The organism is Faecalicatena contorta (assembly GCF_021531995.1).
In the GTDB taxonomy this organism is placed as follows: Bacteria; Bacillota; Clostridia; order Lachnospirales; family Lachnospiraceae; genus Dorea_A; species Dorea_A contorta_A.
Map to the genome: position 1 here is coordinate 1 of NZ_JAFBIZ010000064.1, position 17,089 is coordinate 17,089.

The window sequence follows — 17,089 nt, forward strand, 5'->3', positions numbered from 1 at the left end:
ATTCCATAATTATACGATTTTTGGACGTACATGAGTTCGATAAATCGAAATTTATATGTAAGGAAGATTATGAAAAATGGGAAGTAATAAGAAGAAAAATCAATCAAATAGAAGAAAAACGGGTAAAAAGCAAAAATGTATCATGATAGCACTGGCTGTAGTATTGATTGTATTACTGATCTGGGCGGCAATCGTATATCGTGAGAGTTCCAAGGAAAAAAGGGCTGAAGAAACGAAAGAAGAGCAGCAGATAACATTTCCGTATGAGCTGGAAGATGGAAAATTGCAGATAGATTCTTTATTTCAATTTACCGGGACTAATCCGGATTGTGAGGATCAGGATGGAGAGAATATTGCAGCTCTTACAGTAGTTAACCAATCGGAACAACAATTGAAATTTGCTCAAATAACAATCAGCCTTACAAATGGGACAGAATTAAACTTTGAAGTAACAGACATTCCGTCGGGCGATTCGGATACAGTATTTGAAAAAAATAATAATAGTTTCGAACTTTCCGATCAGTGTGATTCCATAAGCTGCAGTGCAGAATTTGAAAAGGAATCTGTATTAATGGAAGATAAGGTCTCTGTTAGTGTGCAGGAGACAACTGTTGCGTTAACTAATATATCAAATGAGGACTTAACGAATCTGGTTCTCCACTGCCATTGTAAAGTAGACGATGCTTATTTTGGCGGTTTGACATATACATATCCTGTGGAAAATATTCCGGCAGGCGAAAGTGTTACCCTCCAGGCGGAGGAATGTTATTTAGGAGAAGCTGCTGTGGTCCGTATAAGCCGGAATAATACAGCAGATGAATAATACGAGAAAGAAATTACTCGGGAAAGGAAGGAGATAGAGATGAAGGTTTATGAAAAACCAAGGGTGTACATTGAACGCTTTGAATTATCACAGCACATAGCCTCATGTGCGTGGGATATGAATGCGCAATCCGTTGATAGTTGTTCTGCGACCAGTGATCCAGAGTGGGGATTGCCAGATGGGATTATAGCTTTTAATGATGAAAATGTTTGTAAAGATGGTCCCCTTGAAAGTTACTGTTATACAAATGGTTCATCTGAAAATAATATCTTTAATTCCTGATGAGTGCAGTGAATATTACAGAATATAACATAGCAGGAATACATATTCAGATAAAAACGCCTTATCCAACTGTTATCACAGAGAGTTTTGTTCCGTTTTCTATAGAGGGAAATAAAAGAACTTCTTCTTGTGCGGATATTCGATATGAGGTTGACATTCAGGAAGTGCATAGACTTCCGATTATTTCAGGCAATGAAATCATGCATAATCAGGATTATTCTATCTGGATGACAGATGAAGGCACTTATGTACGTCGGTTCCATGATCATACAAATAATAATCATCCATATGCTATCATGAGATCTTTCTTTGATATAAATAAAGTTCAGATTGAATATCTCCCGGAGGGAAGACAATTCTTTAACGAAGCGGGGAATTGTTTCTTTCATATCGGTTGGGAAACGATCTTGATGAATGAAAAGAAAATGATTTTGCATGCGTCATGTGTTCGGACAACAGAAGGTGCCATTCTTTTTTCCGGTCCGTCGGGGATTGGAAAGTCCACACAGGCAGATCTGTGGTGTAAATATGCAGATGCGAATCTGCTGAATGGTGACAGACCTATTCTGGGAATGGAAGGTAATCAGTGGTATGCGTATGGCTCACCATATGCAGGGTCGTCCCGATGCTATATCAATGATAAATGTAAAATCAGGGCTATAGCGATCTTAAAAGAAGCAGAGACATGTGCTGTACGAAGACTAAACGAGATGGAGGCATTTCGAAAGATATATTCTGGTTTAACCGTAAATAACTGGGATGTAGATTTGGTAAATAAGGTATGTGATCGGGTGATGGAGTTAGTAAAAGATGTACCGATATATGAATTGGAACGTGTCCCAAACCGGACTGCGGTAGAAATGTTACGGAAAATTATAGAGGAGGAAGAAGGATGGATCCAAAAGAAGTGAGAGTGGAGACACCGCTTACGAAATATATGTTTTCGAAAGCGACAAAGGTCAAAATTCCAATCAGTGGAACATTTGAACTTTCTCCGGTGTGTAACTTTCAGTGTCGAATGTGCTATGTTCGAAAAACAGCTTGTGAAGTTGCGGTACATGATCGTCCGATTATGACTTTGGAGCAATGGCTGAAAATCGCCGAAGAGGCAAGAGAGGCAGGAATGTTGTATCTTCTTTTGACTGGTGGTGAACCATTTCTCTGGCCCGACTTCTGGAAATTGTACGAAGAGTTAAGTCATATGGGGTTCTTGATATCCATTAACACGAATGGTTCTCTGATTGATGAGAGAACGATTGAAAAGCTAAAAAAAATGCCGCCGACACGCATCAATATAACGTTGTATGGAGCAAATGATATCTCTTATCAGGCATTGTGTCAGACAAAAGGTATGTTTGACAGGGTAGACAGGGCAATCAACGGCCTTCGGAATGCAGGCATTACAGTGAAATTGAATGGATCTCTGACTCCACAAAATGCACATGATCTGGAAGCGTGTGTTGCATATGCAAAAGAACAAGGGTTGATCTATGAAACAAATACGTATATGTTTCCTCCGGTCCGACGTGATGAACACATGGTAGGGCAAAATGAACGATTTACACCAAAGGAAGCAGCTTATTATCGTCTGGAAAGTTATCGGCTGCAGTATGGTGAAGAGTTGTATTATCAGTTTCTGCAAAATATTGAAGATGGATATATATCACCACCGGGATTGGACGAATCCTGTATAGATCCAAGAGATGGTATGATTCGGTGTCGGGCAGGAAAAGCGGCATTCTGGATTACTTGGGATGGATGGCTGACTCCTTGCGGTATGATGCCGGAACCCAAGGTGGAACTGAGAAATAGAATCTTTCAAGAGGCATGGAAAGAATTAACAGATATTAGTGAGAAAATTCACATATCCGGAGTATGTACCGGATGTTCGAATCAAAAAATGTGCCATTCCTGTGCAGCAATGGCGATTGCTGAAACGGGAAGTACAGATGAAATTCCCAGATACCTGTGTGAAATGGTATTTGAAATGAAAAAGCTGGCAAGTAAACAACTTGTTGAAAAAAGAAATAAAATGAGGAGGTAGTTATAATGAAAAGAGTGAAAAAAGTCTTGTCTCTTTTACTTGTGCTATGTATGCTTTTGGGATTGACCGGGAACGTATATGCAGCAGGAAAAACTGGGACAAGCGGAGACAGCGATTTTTATAAAATCGTTCACGTAGATGCAGGAAGAAAATATTTCAGTCCTGAGAACATCAAGAAAATCATTGACAATGCGGCAGCAGCCGGATTCAATCAGGTAGAACTCTATCTGTCTGATAATCAGGGCTTCCGTTTTGCGTTGGATGATATGAATGTTACCACATCTACAGGTAACACATATGATCTGACTCCGGCACTTGGAGACGGATATAGTGATGGTTCCAAGTATCCGGATGGAAGTGGAAAATACCTGACACAGAGTGAAATGACAGATATTATCTCTTATGCAGCAGGCAAAGGAATCGATATCGTTCCATGTATTAATGTGCCGGGACATATGGGAGCGATTCTGGAGGAGTTCACGCAATTTAAGTATAGTGGCTCAAATAGTTCTATTAATCTGGAAAATGCAGAGGCAGTTGCGTTTGCGCTGGCAATTACAGAGAAATATGCGACATATTTTGAATCTCAGGGTGTGAAGTATTATAACCTGGGTGCAGATGAATATGCAAATGATCTGTCTACTATGGGATTTCAGGGATTGTATACTTCCGGTAAATATCAGAAGTTTGTCGATTTTCTGAACAGTGCTGCACAGATTGTTGTTAATCATAATATGACGCCACGTGCATTTAACGATGGTATCTATTATAACGAAGATAATACTTATTCTATTAATTCTGCGATTCAGGTTTGCTATTGGTCTTGTGGTTGGAGTGGTTATAATCTGGCATCTGCGCAGTACATAGTAAATCAGGGAATGGATGTAATTAATACACATGGCGATTACTATTGGGTATTGGGAAATACCAGTTGGCAGTGTAGTGCAGATAAGGCCAGTCAGTTTGATTACACATCCTTCCAGTATCGTACAGGAACCACTGGAAATGGGACTATTTCAAATCCTGCAGGCGCTATGTTTTGTATCTGGTGTGATGTTGGAAATGCGAATGGAACAGATGGTGGAACTGCGGTAGTTTCCGCAACTGCAGATGTAATCGCAGCGTTCGGTGCAGCATTACCGGCAAGTGAGAGTGGCGAAGAAACCGGCGGAGATAGTGGAGAAACTGGCGGAGATAGTGGAAATACCGGCGGAGATAGTGGAAACACTGGTGAGGTAGTAGTAACTGAGAATGAAACGATTACTGTTACCGTTGGACAGACAGCGACAGCAACAATTAGTAATTATAATTTTGCAGGTACTTATACAACAGAAGATCCATCTATTGCAACTGTAGAAGTGACAGGTACGGATGCAACGGAAGCAACTACAACCTATACACCGGCTTCGGTTACCTGTAATACTTTGATTAGTAGCGATCATGATAATTGGACTGCAACAGGATACTATTATAAAGCAGATGATGGTAATTATTATCCGGTTTATGCGAAGAGAAGTAGTGAGAGATTTTTATTTTGGTATACCTATACTTATACTTGGGGGTATTCTACAACATCATCTACCAATGATGTAACTCAGATTGGAACGCAGTCAACAAAAAATACAAGTACAACACCGAATATTATGGTTTATACAAAGTCTGGTACAGATGGCACGCCGGCTTCCACGACCGTTACCTTTACTGGTGTAACTGTGGGTACTACCTATGTTACGGTCGGTAATACGCGTTATACAATTAATGTTATAGAGGAAGATTTAAGTACAGTTACTCCATTAACAGTCGAATTCTGGATTACAAATAGTAAAGTATATGCCTCTCAGAATACCAGCAGTGCTTCCAGTTTAAGTATTTCAGCCACAGATGCGTATGGAGAAGAGGGTATTGATATAAGTACACTTGTTCCAGAAACAGCTTATTCAAATTATGATGGATGGATAGAATTACATTTCTGGCAGGCAATGAGATTAGATTCAGATAATCTTCAAACTGAAGGTAGTGGTGATGATGAAACAGCAGATGGCATGACCTTTACGAAAGTTCGCTATTACGGAGGTTCTTGGCAATATCTTGCATCGGATAATACATGGAACTCTTTTGAAACAGGTGATCAAGCGGTAGCCTACTATATGAGATACACAGAGATTACTAAAGAAGTAACGACTGCGATGAAAGACTGGGGCTATACAACAGATGGCATAACACCAGATACGAGTAGTGGAAATGGTCAGGTTGCATTAACAGTTGCTGTTGTATATCCAGATGGCACAGTTTCTCCGGCAGAAGAAAATATGTATGCAAATTCTACTACCATTTTCAATTACTGGGCTGAACGTAATATTGGTATTATAGCACCATTAAATAACAACGATTATGACATTGCCAAAATAACCGTTACAGATGGTACGCGTACGGATAGTACTACGAGTAACACGTGGACATCAAGCTCCGCAATTGAATGGGATAAAACAACAAATGCTGCGGGAAGTGAGTGGTATGATGAGACGGAAGTATGGAATGATACCATGGGAACAGAGCCTGTAGTAAATGGTGCAGTATCTAATATTACATGGTCTGCTAAAAATACAGGAAAATTAGTGCTGATTTATTTAAAACCTGTACATCATGAGTCAAATTTAAAAGTTCAGTGGGTTGATGATAGTGCAAGTGGTGCAATAATTTCTTCTCAGGAAGTAGTAGTTGCATATGATGGGAATATAGATCCGATTACGTTCCTTAATGGATTGAAGCAATCTTCATCTGTTCAAACAGGAACGATTACATTAGATGATGATGCTTATATTACGAATAGTTCTGGTGTAAACCAGACTTTTAATAAAGACATTACAACGATTCAAGGAGTTGCCGGACAGTATACGTCAGGATTGTATCAATATACAGGAGCTGATATTTCGGAAGATGGAAAAACATTGACATTACATTATAGTTTGGATTCTTCAAATCTTTCAAAACAATATGTTGTAGATTTTGGACTTCCGGTTAGTATTCCATTAACCGATTTGGTGAACAGTTCAGCACAGGTAAGTAATGTGGTTGTAAGTAGTAATGCTTCATATTCAAATGGGAAAATTACATACACCCCTTCACAGGTATTAAATGGAATAGAAGCAGTTACTGCTCGTGTGGAATACAGGACAGGTAGTCCGACAACTTTTAGCATCGGATTTGTACCTGCAACAACTGTTTATTATGAGGAAGGATTCTTAAAACTGAATGGATTTACTGGAGGAAATAAGGGAACTAGCACCCAGGCCGCAGAAGCAGTTGGAAATAAACAGAATAATTATGGTTATGATCCGGTTTATGCAGGTACAGAAACAGAATCAAAAGTAGAACCAAGTAACCAAACGCAGGCGACTAGTACAACTTATGGCGACAGTGCAGAATTTACCTTCACTGGTACAGGCGTAGATATTTATGCAAATTCTGATGCAGCTACAGGCCAGTTGTTTGTTCAGGTGAAAAATTCAAACGGTTCTACAGTGAAGATGATTCAGGTAAAGACGGCTATGTTAAATGGTGATACCAATTTGACACAACCACAGAATGTAACGGGATATAATGTTCCGGTTGTTAGTCTTGACTTAGAAACAAAAGATACTTATACCGTAATTTTGACTCATCGTAAAGCAAGTAGTGATGCAACAGGAGACACTGTAAATATCGACGGTTTCCGAGTATATAATACATTGGGAACAAGTGAAGATGTACAGTCTGTTTATAAGGAAGATCTTGAGGATAATCCATCTTTCATTGAGGTACGTGATCTGGCATTAGCAACAATTAATTTGAATGAATATCAGGGCGATTACGGAACAGGCGAGAAAATCATTTCTCAGGTTTATGACGCAATAAATAATGCTGAAGCAACAAGTGCAATTTTAAATGATAATGAAAATTATACAAAACAAGATCTTCAAGATTTGATCGATAATGGACCGAAGAACGAGATATACTTGCAGAAAAATCAGACCTTGTTGTTAAATTTAAAAACTGATCGTGTGGCACAGATTGGATTGAAAGCACTCAATGCACAGACGTCTTATTCCATTAATGACGCTGCAGCGCAGACATTAAATGCTAGTACAGATATGTTCTATACGGTTAAAAATCGTGATGATGCAACATCTACGATTACTATTACGAATACCGGTGAGGGCATCCTGGCTATTACAAAATTAAAGATTTGTGATGCACCTGCTGATGCAATTCAGCCGATTACAGAACAGAATGTAACGGATGCACTGATTGGTTTAGGATATGTAGATGCTACAAAGTATGCTGATGCAACAGCTAATATTAATCTTGTAGATTATACTGGTAAGATTCTCGCATCAACTTCCCTCACCGCAAATGGTGAAGAAGGAACAGAGGCAACATTTGCTGCTGCGGATATTCAGACATTAGCAGAACAGCTCATGCCGGAAGGCTATGCATTTGTTGATGTATCTGCAATTACAGACCAGACAGTTGTATGTGGCGAGTCTGCAGATATAAATGTACAGATCGGTAAAGTAGCAACATTGAATGTAACTTATAAGACATTGTTTGGAAAGACAGCCGGAACGGCAACGCTTACCGCAGTACAGACATCTTCCGCAAGCTCTTATACATTCAGTGCTTCTGAAATCAGAGAAGCTGCTCCGAGTGGATTCTGGACAGGCACATTGATTTCAACAAAGGTAAAATATGGATCTACAGGAAGCAGAACAGTAATAGGTTTCTAAAAATGAATATTTAGATATTTGCAATCAATTAGATTTCTAAAATATCAAGAAGAGATGATGTCCCGTTTTCAAACACAGAATATATGTGTCTGGAAACGGGGCGTTTCATCTTAGAAGAGTGTGTAATAAGGTGTTGCGTATGATGCAAGATATATGCTATACTACACCCACATCATTATCTCAGACGGAATCCAATTCGGACACTTCTCAAGCGTCTGGGAAATAGCTTTCTTAAGCGGTTCGATAATTCAATGGCAGTTTCGCCAGTTAACTCAAGCTTGATAAAGAAAAAGAATGAAAAACAGAATACAAAAAGGAGGTAACAGCATGGGTACGGGAAATGCTGTGGTCAGGCAGTGGATGAGCAATCCGGAGCGGTTTGCGGATTTGTTTAACGGAATGGTATTTGAGGGAGAGAAGGTGATCCGGCCGGAAGAATTGGAACCGGCGGACGGAGAGACGGATCTCCTGCTGGAAGATAAGAAAGGAAAACTACAGGAAGTACACAGGTACCGGGATCTGGTAATGAGGTGGAAACGGGGAGGTCTGCTGGTTCTCCTGGCATGCGAGAATCAGGCAAAGGTACATTACGCCATGTCCGTCCGAAATATGTTATATGACAGCCTGTCCTATGTCGGGCAGATCCGGCAGTCGTGGAAGGGAAGGAAAAAGGAGTCTGAAGTCGGAGCGCTCTCTTCTGCAGAATTCTTATCGAAATGTCATAAGGACGATAAACTGATGCCGGTCATCACACTGGTCTTTTATTACGATGATAAGCCCTGGGACGGAAGTACGGATCTGTACGGAATGCTGCAGTGGAGCGAGGAAGAAAAAGAAAATATGATTCTGAAAAAGTATGTGCAGAATTACCGGATTAATTTGATTGATGCAGGAAATCTAAAAAATCTGGAACGCTTTCAAACTGATTTACAAGAGATATTCGGTATGATACAATGTAAAGGAAGTAAAGAAAAGTTAATTGGATACTCAAGAGAGAAAGAGTCATACTTTCGGAATGTGGACGAAGAAACTTATCAGGCAATCCGGGAATTTCTGCATTCGGAAAGGATATTAAAAGGTCAGATCAAGAAAGAAGAAGGGAAGGAGACGGTGGATATGTGTAAGGCATTGGAAGATCTGTATAACGATGGAATAGAGCGGGGAATGGAACAGGGAATAGAGCAGGGAATAGAGAAGGGAATAGAACAAGGAATAAAGCAGGGAATAGAGCAGGGAAGTATTGCAGGATGCAAGAAAGTGAATCGATTGAATTGCATACTGGCTGAAAAGAAGCGTATTGACGATATTATACGTGCATCGGTAGACATGGAATATCAGCAGAAGTTATTTGAGGAGTTTGCTTTGTAGGAGGAAATGAAAGAATAAGATAAATTCATATTTCCTGCTTCCTGTAACGGAACGCATTCAAAAAGGCTGAAAAGACAAGTTTTTCATTTTTTCAGTCTTTTTTCTTTTTATCTTTTTTGTTATAGTATAAAGGGTTATTATGCAGATACTATGTAGAATCGGACTTTCGCATTTGAGAGGAAAGTCTTATATAAAGAGGTGCATTCAGATGAAGAAGTTAAAGATATTCAGTGTGCTGCTGCTTCTGGTATCCATAGGAGCGTTCGTTGCGTTTCAGGGATATCGCAAGGTGGTGAAGGATAATAAGCCTCCGGTGGTTACCTGTGACAGTGAGGAGTTGAAGGTGTCGGTTGAGGCTGAGGAAGAAGATCTGCTGAAAGGCGTGACGGCGAAGGATAATCGTTCGGGAGATGTGACGGATTCGATTGTGATCGAGAGTCTGTCTGCGTTTACGGAGGAGGGAACCCGGATCATTACGTATGCGGCGGTGGATAAAAGCATGAATGTTGGAAGATGTGAGCGTACGCTGGTATATGAGGATTATGAGCCGCCGGTATTTCACATGACCGGATCGCTGTGTTATTCGGCGGGTGAGAGCATCGACATCCTGTCCTGTATTACGGCAGACAGTGTGCTGGATGGTGATCTGACTTCGAATATTAAGTATTCCTTGGAAAAAACGGTCAACACGATGGCGGCAGGGGAGTATCCTGTGGAGTTTCGCGTGATGGACAGCGGTGGTAACACGGTGTATCTGAAGACACAGATCAGTATATCGGAGAAGAATTATTCGGGAATCCACGTGAGTCTGAGTGATTATCTGATCTATCTGTCTGTCGGAGATGGATTTGATCCGGCTGCTTATTATGCCGGCGCTGACAGAGAGGGGACGCTTACCATTCAGTCCAACGTAAATACTGCAGAGGCAGGCACGTATTATGCAGACTATATTGTTAATGCTGCAACAACCAACGGAAAGAGCAGACTGGTTGTAGTCGTGCAGTAGGGACCTGCAGGTATTCTTGAAAGAAAGGTCAAAAGACATGGAGAAGGAAACACAGAAAAAGCAGATGGAGACGATCTACAATATTGTCTGGGACGTGGTGAGAAACTGGTGGGTGATCCTGTTCATCGGGATATCGGCCGCACTGCTTAGCTATGTTGCATCTGCGATTACATATCATCCGACATACACATCCAGTACGACGTTTGTAGTGTCGGCAAGAGGAACAAGTACCGGTGCGTATGCCAACGAAAGTCAGACAAAGAAGCTTACGGATACATTTCAGTCGGTATTGGACAGCCAGATTCTGAAGAAAAAAGTAGCAGAGTCTCTGGACATGGAGCGGTTTCCGGGTACGATCAAGATTGCGGTTGTGCCGGAGACGAATCTTCTGACGGTATCTGTGACCAGCGACTCTCCGGAGATCTCGTTCCGGCTGCTGAACAGTATGCTGGAGCATTATCCGGAAGTGTCTCAGAATGTATTGGGAGAAGTTGTGCTGGAGGTCTTTGAAGAACCGGACTTCCCTTCCGCGGCGGATGTGGCATTTCAGGGGAAAGCTGTGATGAAAAAAGGACTTCTCGCAGCAGTTTCGCTGATCATTCTTCTGTTGTCCGTGCTGTCTTATCAGCGGGACAATGTAAAGAGCGAAGATGAAGTGGCTGATAAGCTGGATACGACGGTATTCGGAACGCTGAATCATGAGTCTTCCTATCGGAATCTGAAAGCATGTCTGAAGAGGCAGAAGAAGAATATACTGATTACCGAACCGGCAGTCAGCTTTGGATTTGTGGAAACGATCAAGAAGATGCGGACGAAGCTTTTATATAAGAGCAGTAAGGAACAGGGAAATGTACTGTTGATCACCAGTGCGATGAAGAAGGAAGGAAAGACGACGGTGGCAGTGAACCTGGCGCTTGCCATGGCTCAGAGAGGGAAAAAGGTTCTGCTCATAGAAGGCGACCTGCGCAGAAGTGGGCTTGCAGATCTTCTGGGAGTGGATGTGCCGGACGGAGCCGGACTGGGAGAACATCCCGGTGGAAATATTGAAGATCTGGTATTTCCGATGAAGGATAAAAGCCTGTATCTTCTGGTTAACAATGTGCCGCATGCCAGGTCGACTGAATTTCTTGGTTCCAGGCGATTTGAGGCATTTCTGGATGCAATGCGAGGAAAGATGGACTTTGTAATCATTGACGGACCTTCGGCAAAGGGAAGAGCCGATGCAGAAGTTCTTGCCAGAAAGGCGGATTTTTCACTGCTGGTTGTAAAGCAGAATTATACGAAGGTTCCTTATATTAATGATACGATTGATATGCTGGATCGTTATGGAAAGGGGCTTCTTGGCTGTGTATTCAATGATGTACTGGTAAGCGGAGCGATCATCAGTTCCGGCTATGGTTACGGCTACGGTTACGGCTATGGTTATGGAAGGTATCATTACGGAAAGTATTATGGTTACGGCAAATACCAGTCTTACTATGACCGCAGACAGGATGAGCAGAAAACAGTTGCAGAGAAGAAAGAGGAGAGCTGATAGATGGGTGTTCAGGAAAATGAAAAAAGCCAGGAACCGGAGCTGATCGACATTACAGAGATGTTGTCGGATTATTTCCGTATCTTTCGCAGAATGTGGGCGTGGGTTCTGATTCTGACGCTGCTTGGAACCGGCATTTTTTATATTCGCGCCAGGGTGCAGTATCAGCCACGCTATACGGCATCCGCGACGTTTACGGTGAATATACAGAGAGACCAGCAGGGAGTTGGCGAATCCGGAACGGTGGCATTTTACAATAATTCGGCTGCGGAGCAGATGGCCAAGACATTTCCCTATATTCTGACTAGCGGTGTTCTGAAGCGTAAAGTTGCAAAGGATATGGGAACCGGCAGTGTGACGGGAAATATTCAGGCGAACGTTGCCGAGAATACGAATCTGCTGACGATCTCTGTTACTGACCGGGATGCGGGACGTGCATATGCGATTCTGCAGTCTGTGATTAAAAATTATCCGGAGATATCGGAAGTGATTGTTGGCAAGACTAATATGGAGATGCTGGATGAGACAGGAATCCCGCCGGAGCCGGATAATCCGAAGGATTTTAAGAAAAGTGCTCTGAAAGGCGGCTTATTCGGATTTCTGATCGCGGCTCTCTGGACGGCACTTCTGGTGGTGACCCGAAGAACCGTTCGAAAGGAATCGGATATTCACAGATGGATGCATACTAGATGCATGGGAACGGTCCCGGAGATACATGAAAAGAGACGATCCGGAACTTCTCAGACGAGGATGGTTCTGACGGATCCGAAAGTGGAAGAAAAGCTTCAGGAATCATTCCGTATGATCCGCAATAAAGTGGAATATCATGCACATGAGTACCATTTGAAGACATTTTTGATCACCAGTGCGCTTGCCGGAGAAGGTAAGAGTACGATTGCTGTTAATCTTGCACTTTCCCTTGCACAGGCGGGAAAGAAAGTGGTTCTGATCGACTGTGACCTGAGACATCCGACGGATCGTAAGATTCTGAATCTGGATCCGGGGGAAGGTCTCGGGGAAGTGCTTGAGCATAAGAAAAAACTGGCGGAATGTATCATTAAGAGTAAGGATATGGGACTTGACCCGGAGATGCGTCTGATGTTCCTTCCGGGCGGAACATCTCTCAGGGATGGCTCAGAACTTCTTGGAACGGAGTTCATGCACCGCATCATATCCAGAATGGAAGAGTGGGCAGACTATGTGATACTTGACAGTGCTCCGGCAGGACTTCTGACGGATGCTGTTGTGCTTGCGCAGTACGCGGACGCTGCGGTGTTCGTGGTGAGAAAAGATTTTGCCAGAGTGGATCACATCATGGATGGCATGGAGCATCTGGCGGAAAGCCAGGTGCAGATTATCGGCGGAATTCTGAATGGTGTATAGACCGGAAGCGGTAAAGGAGAGACAGATGAGAAGTAACAGATATCTGATTGGCCGGATACAGATAGAATTAAATATGCCGGATGATATGTTAAGTCCCCAAAATCTGAAAAAGTTTTTGACGAATGAAAGAGAAACCGGGGCCGTCATCTACACGTTGGAGTTCAGCGATGACATACAGAGCATTGAATCCATGCTGAGGGCCCGGAAGCTTGAAGGATCACGGGAAGTAAAACGTGACAACCTGCATGTATTTACAACAGAATGCGGAGAGTGCAGAGTCATTAATTTTCATGGGGCAAAGATGCCGTATGCGGTAACCTGTCAGAAGGATGAAGACCACGTACAGGTCTGGTTCGATCGCGGCACGGAGCATATGTTGATCTATGACACGGTTTTTCTCTCTGCTTTGAGTCTTGAAAAGCAGATGATCCGGGATGCGGGGCTGATTCTTCATTCCGCATATATGTGCCGGGAGGATCAGGCGATTCTGTTTTCGGCGCCGTCAGAGACGGGAAAATCCACACAGGCGGATCTGTGGGAGAAGTATCGGGGAACCCGGACTGTCAACGGAGACCGCTCGCTGCTTTTGCGAAAAGAAGAAGGCTGGTATGCCTGTGGATGGCCGGTCTGCGGCAGTTCTGAAATCTGTTACAATGAATCGTATCCGATCCGCGCGGTAGTGATGCTGAAGCAGGCGAAGGAGAACCTTGCTTATCGCATGAAGCCGGTGGAAGCGTTTCGGGAACTGATGGGACAGATTACGATCAATACCTGGGATATTCCATTTCAGATGAAGGTTATGGATCAGCTGGAGATTCTGCTTCGGGAAATACCGGTTTACCGTCTGGAATGCAATATCTCGGAGGATGCGGTGAAGTGCCTGGAACGGGCGATTTTACAGGATAAAACAGGAGAGAACAGTATATAAGACGGGAGTAACAAAGAATGAGCGAGCAATATAGATTGACCAAAGTGCAGACGGAGCTGCTTCATATTATGGAAGCATTTATGGAGGGAAAGACGGAATATGCGCTGCCGGATACGATAGATGGTAAAGCACTTGAGGAATTATACAGACTTTCGGCCGTGCATAAGATTGCTTCTATTGTATATGAGATGATCTGGAGAGCACCGCAGTTGTCCGGAGAAGAGTCTGCTCTTCTTGCGATGCGTTGGAAACAGATGGCGCTTCGCGATGTGATGATGCAGGTGCAGCGAACGGAAGGATTCCTCAGACTGTATCGAAGATTGTGTGATAATGGGCTGAAGCCGCTGGTTGTGAAAGGAATCGTATGCAGAAATCTATACGCCAAGCCGGATTATCGTGTGTCCGGAGATGAAGATGTACTTCTGCGTCCGGAAGAATTCGAGGCCTGTGACCGAATCATGCGGGAAGAAGGATTTCAGAGAAAAGAACTTCCTGCGGAAGGTCTTCCACACGAAGTACCTTATCTGAATTCGAAAAATGGCGTATATATCGAACTCCATCTGTCTCTGTTTCCGGAGGAATCCGGTGCTTACGGACACCTCAACCGGGAATTCGTGGGAGTGCATGACCGCTGTATCTGTGAAAAGATACAGGGGACGAAGGTGTGGACGCTTCATCCGACGGATCACCTGTATTATCTGATCTGTCACAGCTTTAAGCATTTTCTTCACAGTGGCTTTGGTATCCGCCAGGTGAGCGATATTATGATGCTGGCAAAACATTATGGCGAACAGATTGACTGGGCATACATTGCGGGACGTCTGAAAGAACTGCGGATGGACATGTTCTTTTGCGGACTTCTGCAGATTGGTGAGAGGTATCTTGGAATGTCCGGGAAAGAGATCGGTATCTCAGATGAGATCACATGGCCCGGGACAGACTGCAGTGCACTGCTTATGGATCTTCTGGACAGCGGAATCTTCGGGGACAGTTCTATGGAAAGAAAGCACAGTTCCAATATGACGCTGGCTGCTGTAAAGAAAGGAAAAAAAGACACGGTCGCTTCTCTGGGATCTTCCCTGTTCCCATCAATCTCGTATATGAAGAGGGGCTATCCGTGGTTAGAACGATATCCGTGGCTGCTCCCGACGGCGTGGATCATGCGCTGTATCCAGTATCTGAAGCGTGGGAAGCATGGCAGCAGATTGGGAAATGAAGAAGAAAACAGTGTTGAGATCGGGATGAACCGGGTGGAACTGCTTCGGCAATATCACATCATTGATTAAAAAAAGACAGCCGTATCGGTAATCACAGGATCACCGATACGGCTGTGCCCTTTACTTTTCGGCTGAATGAGTAATGAGATACTCGTTATAGATCTGTATAATAGAACTGCGTTTGCGCAGTGTCAGCGGGATCCGCTCGCCATTTACCAGGCGGATTTCCGAATCCAATACAGCTTCGATGTAATACATATTTACCAGATAACTTCTGTAACACCGGACAAAACATGTACTGTTCAATGTCTGTTCGATGGAATTCAGGGCAAGGTTCGTCTCATAAGCCTGATTGGCGGTGTGGACGATACATTTCCTTCCGATACTCTCAATATATCGAATTTCTCGAACCGGTATATGGAATAAAAGCCGGTTGGAATAAATATTCAGAGTGTTCGTTGGTGGAAAGGCTGGAAGTATATAGCGGGTAAATATCTTTTCTAGCCGTTCTTTTGTGACAGGTTTTAAAATATAACCTTCAACTCCAAGATCATAACTTTCCAGACAATGGTCGGGGCTTATTGTCGTGAAAATAATGATCGGTTGTTTCCTGCGTGATTTCAACTGCCTGGCAGCTTCAAGGCCACTGGTGCCATTGAACAATATCCCGAGAAAGATGAGGGTGTAGTCTTTCTGAGAAGCCAGAAGTTCATCAGTGGTAGAAAAAATATCGATATCAAGCAGTGAATCGTCGAGCAGATACTTTTTCATGCAGGTATCTAAGAGTCCGATTAATTGTTTCACATCTGCTGAATGAGGATCGCAGACAGAAATAAACATGTAATCCCTCCTCCCTACAATATCGCTGTGAATTATAAATAATTCACAGGGCAGATATTTCTTTTAATATATCATAAATTCGAAAAACAGGCTATGAAACTGTCATAATACGACGTAAAATGGCATATATTTGCATGAAATAAAAGCGGTAAGTTGTGAAAAGTTCGAATTGTGTTAAAAACAAGTCAAACAAAGATGAAATAAGGAAAAAGGAAAAAAAAGAGCAAAAAGAATAGATTGTGTATTCTTGCGGGACGGAAGCCCGGATGGTATGATAAAAACAGAAAATAAAAAGGAAATATAACATATGAAAGTCGTGAATACAAGAGAATACGTGTCCGTATTACGTGAATTAACAGAAGAGGGACAGGTGGTCAGTATGCAGATCGCAGGAAGCAGCATGTCACCGTTCCTGATACATAACAGAGACATAATCTGCTTTCGTAAGCCGGAGCCGGATCGCAGACTGAAAAAAGGAGACATGGTGTTTTACCAGAGGATCAGCGGTCAGTATGTGATGCATCGTATCTGCAGAGTAAGACCGGAAGGATATTACATGATCGGAGACGCCCAGTGGGAGATGGAAGGTCCCATTTCCGAAGAACAGATATTTGCCCGGATTATCCGTGTAAAGAGAAAAGGGAAATGGATAGAACCCGGAGATTTCTGGTGGGAATTCTTCGAACATGTGTGGATCCGGCTGATTCCGTTCCGGAGAATGATCGTACGGATCTACGGAAAAATAAGACGAACCAGGGAATAATATCCCGGAAACTTCCGCAAAAGAGTAATGCGGTGAAACAAAATACAGTAAAATGTTATAAAAAATACGGAAAAATAAGAGAAGAGAATTGACATTGCTTTCCGATGTGAGTAAAATAGATTTGAACTATAATGT

At 42.7% G+C, this 17,089-nt stretch carries 13 protein-coding genes; 12 read left to right on the forward strand and 1 reads right to left on the reverse strand.

Annotated elements, in window-relative coordinates; translation table 11 throughout:
- The first annotated feature begins 76 nt into the window (after positions 1 to 76).
- From JQM82_RS09535 to JQM82_RS09595, 11 genes are all read left to right on the forward strand, one after another.
- Complete coding sequence (locus tag JQM82_RS09535) at positions 77 to 823, forward strand: hypothetical protein (protein WP_235249955.1); 747 nt, start codon at positions 77 to 79, stop codon at positions 821 to 823.
- A gap of 39 nt (positions 824 to 862) precedes the next feature.
- A complete protein-coding gene (locus tag JQM82_RS09540) occupies positions 863 to 1,105 on the forward strand; it encodes a hypothetical protein (protein WP_235249956.1) in 243 nt (80 codons plus the stop codon).
- 8 nt (positions 1,106 to 1,113) lie between these two features.
- A complete protein-coding gene (locus tag JQM82_RS09545) occupies positions 1,114 to 2,016 on the forward strand; it encodes a hypothetical protein (RefSeq protein ID WP_235249958.1) in 903 nt (300 codons plus the stop codon).
- Positions 1,998 to 3,149 (forward strand): radical SAM protein, encoded by a 1,152-nt coding sequence (locus tag JQM82_RS09550; RefSeq protein ID WP_235249961.1) that lies wholly within the window; start codon positions 1,998 to 2,000, stop codon positions 3,147 to 3,149. Before JQM82_RS09545 ends, JQM82_RS09550 begins: the two co-directional genes overlap by 19 nt.
- Positions 3,150 to 3,154: 5 nt before the next feature.
- Complete coding sequence (locus JQM82_RS09555) at positions 3,155 to 7,915, forward strand: family 20 glycosylhydrolase (protein ID WP_235249963.1); 4,761 nt, start codon at positions 3,155 to 3,157, stop codon at positions 7,913 to 7,915.
- A 327-nt stretch (positions 7,916 to 8,242) separates the two neighbouring features.
- Positions 8,243 to 9,283 (forward strand): hypothetical protein, encoded by a 1,041-nt coding sequence (locus tag JQM82_RS09560; protein ID WP_235249964.1) that lies wholly within the window; start codon positions 8,243 to 8,245, stop codon positions 9,281 to 9,283.
- Positions 9,284 to 9,491: 208 nt separating this feature from the next.
- A complete protein-coding gene (locus JQM82_RS09565; RefSeq protein WP_235249966.1) occupies positions 9,492 to 10,289 on the forward strand; it encodes a hypothetical protein in 798 nt (265 codons plus the stop codon).
- Between the two features lie 37 nt (positions 10,290 to 10,326).
- Positions 10,327 to 11,823 carry an AAA family ATPase gene (locus JQM82_RS16315; protein WP_328284212.1) on the forward strand — a complete coding sequence of 499 codons (1,497 nt, stop codon included), beginning with the start codon at positions 10,327 to 10,329 and terminating at the stop codon, positions 11,821 to 11,823.
- A 3-nt stretch (positions 11,824 to 11,826) separates the two neighbouring features.
- On the forward strand, positions 11,827 to 13,206 hold the full coding sequence (locus JQM82_RS16220) for a polysaccharide biosynthesis tyrosine autokinase (protein WP_268827701.1): 1,380 nt from the start codon (positions 11,827 to 11,829) through the stop codon (positions 13,204 to 13,206).
- Positions 13,207 to 13,231: 25 nt separating this feature from the next.
- Positions 13,232 to 14,134: a hypothetical protein gene (locus JQM82_RS09590; RefSeq protein ID WP_235249968.1), complete on the forward strand. Its 903-nt coding sequence runs from the start codon at positions 13,232 to 13,234 to the stop codon at positions 14,132 to 14,134.
- Between the two features lie 17 nt (positions 14,135 to 14,151).
- A complete protein-coding gene (locus tag JQM82_RS09595; protein WP_235249969.1) occupies positions 14,152 to 15,420 on the forward strand; it encodes a nucleotidyltransferase family protein in 1,269 nt (422 codons plus the stop codon).
- Between the two features lie 51 nt (positions 15,421 to 15,471).
- Here the strand turns inward: JQM82_RS09595 and JQM82_RS09600 are convergent, their stop codons facing one another.
- Positions 15,472 to 16,191, reverse strand: a complete 720-nt coding sequence (locus JQM82_RS09600) for a LytR/AlgR family response regulator transcription factor (RefSeq protein ID WP_235249971.1) — start codon at positions 16,189 to 16,191, stop codon at positions 15,472 to 15,474.
- 307 nt (positions 16,192 to 16,498) lie between these two features.
- Between JQM82_RS09600 and JQM82_RS09605 the strand changes: the two genes are divergently transcribed.
- Complete coding sequence (locus tag JQM82_RS09605; protein WP_235249972.1) at positions 16,499 to 16,954, forward strand: S24/S26 family peptidase; 456 nt, start codon at positions 16,499 to 16,501, stop codon at positions 16,952 to 16,954.
- Positions 16,955 to 17,089: the final 135 nt, after the last annotated feature.

Excerpts from the sequence above, each read along its gene's own strand:
- JQM82_RS09535 (WP_235249955.1), top strand. The coding sequence starts at position 77 with ATGGGAAGTAATAAGAAGAAAAATCAATCAAATAGAAGAAAAACGGGT.
- JQM82_RS09540 (WP_235249956.1), top strand. The coding sequence starts at position 863 with ATGAAGGTTTATGAAAAACCAAGGGTGTACATTGAACGCTTTGAATTA.
- JQM82_RS09550 (WP_235249961.1), top strand. The coding sequence starts at position 1,998 with ATGGATCCAAAAGAAGTGAGAGTGGAGACACCGCTTACGAAATATATG.
- JQM82_RS09555 (WP_235249963.1), top strand. The coding sequence starts at position 3,155 with ATGAAAAGAGTGAAAAAAGTCTTGTCTCTTTTACTTGTGCTATGTATG.
- JQM82_RS09560 (WP_235249964.1), top strand. The coding sequence starts at position 8,243 with ATGGGTACGGGAAATGCTGTGGTCAGGCAGTGGATGAGCAATCCGGAG.
- JQM82_RS09565 (WP_235249966.1), top strand. The coding sequence starts at position 9,492 with ATGAAGAAGTTAAAGATATTCAGTGTGCTGCTGCTTCTGGTATCCATA.
- JQM82_RS16315 (WP_328284212.1), top strand. The coding sequence starts at position 10,327 with ATGGAGAAGGAAACACAGAAAAAGCAGATGGAGACGATCTACAATATT.
- JQM82_RS16220 (WP_268827701.1), top strand. The coding sequence starts at position 11,827 with ATGGGTGTTCAGGAAAATGAAAAAAGCCAGGAACCGGAGCTGATCGAC.
- JQM82_RS09590 (WP_235249968.1), top strand. The coding sequence starts at position 13,232 with ATGAGAAGTAACAGATATCTGATTGGCCGGATACAGATAGAATTAAAT.
- JQM82_RS09595 (WP_235249969.1), top strand. The coding sequence starts at position 14,152 with ATGAGCGAGCAATATAGATTGACCAAAGTGCAGACGGAGCTGCTTCAT.
- JQM82_RS09600 (WP_235249971.1), bottom strand. The coding sequence starts at position 16,191 with ATGTTTATTTCTGTCTGCGATCCTCATTCAGCAGATGTGAAACAATTA.
- JQM82_RS09605 (WP_235249972.1), top strand. The coding sequence starts at position 16,499 with ATGAAAGTCGTGAATACAAGAGAATACGTGTCCGTATTACGTGAATTA.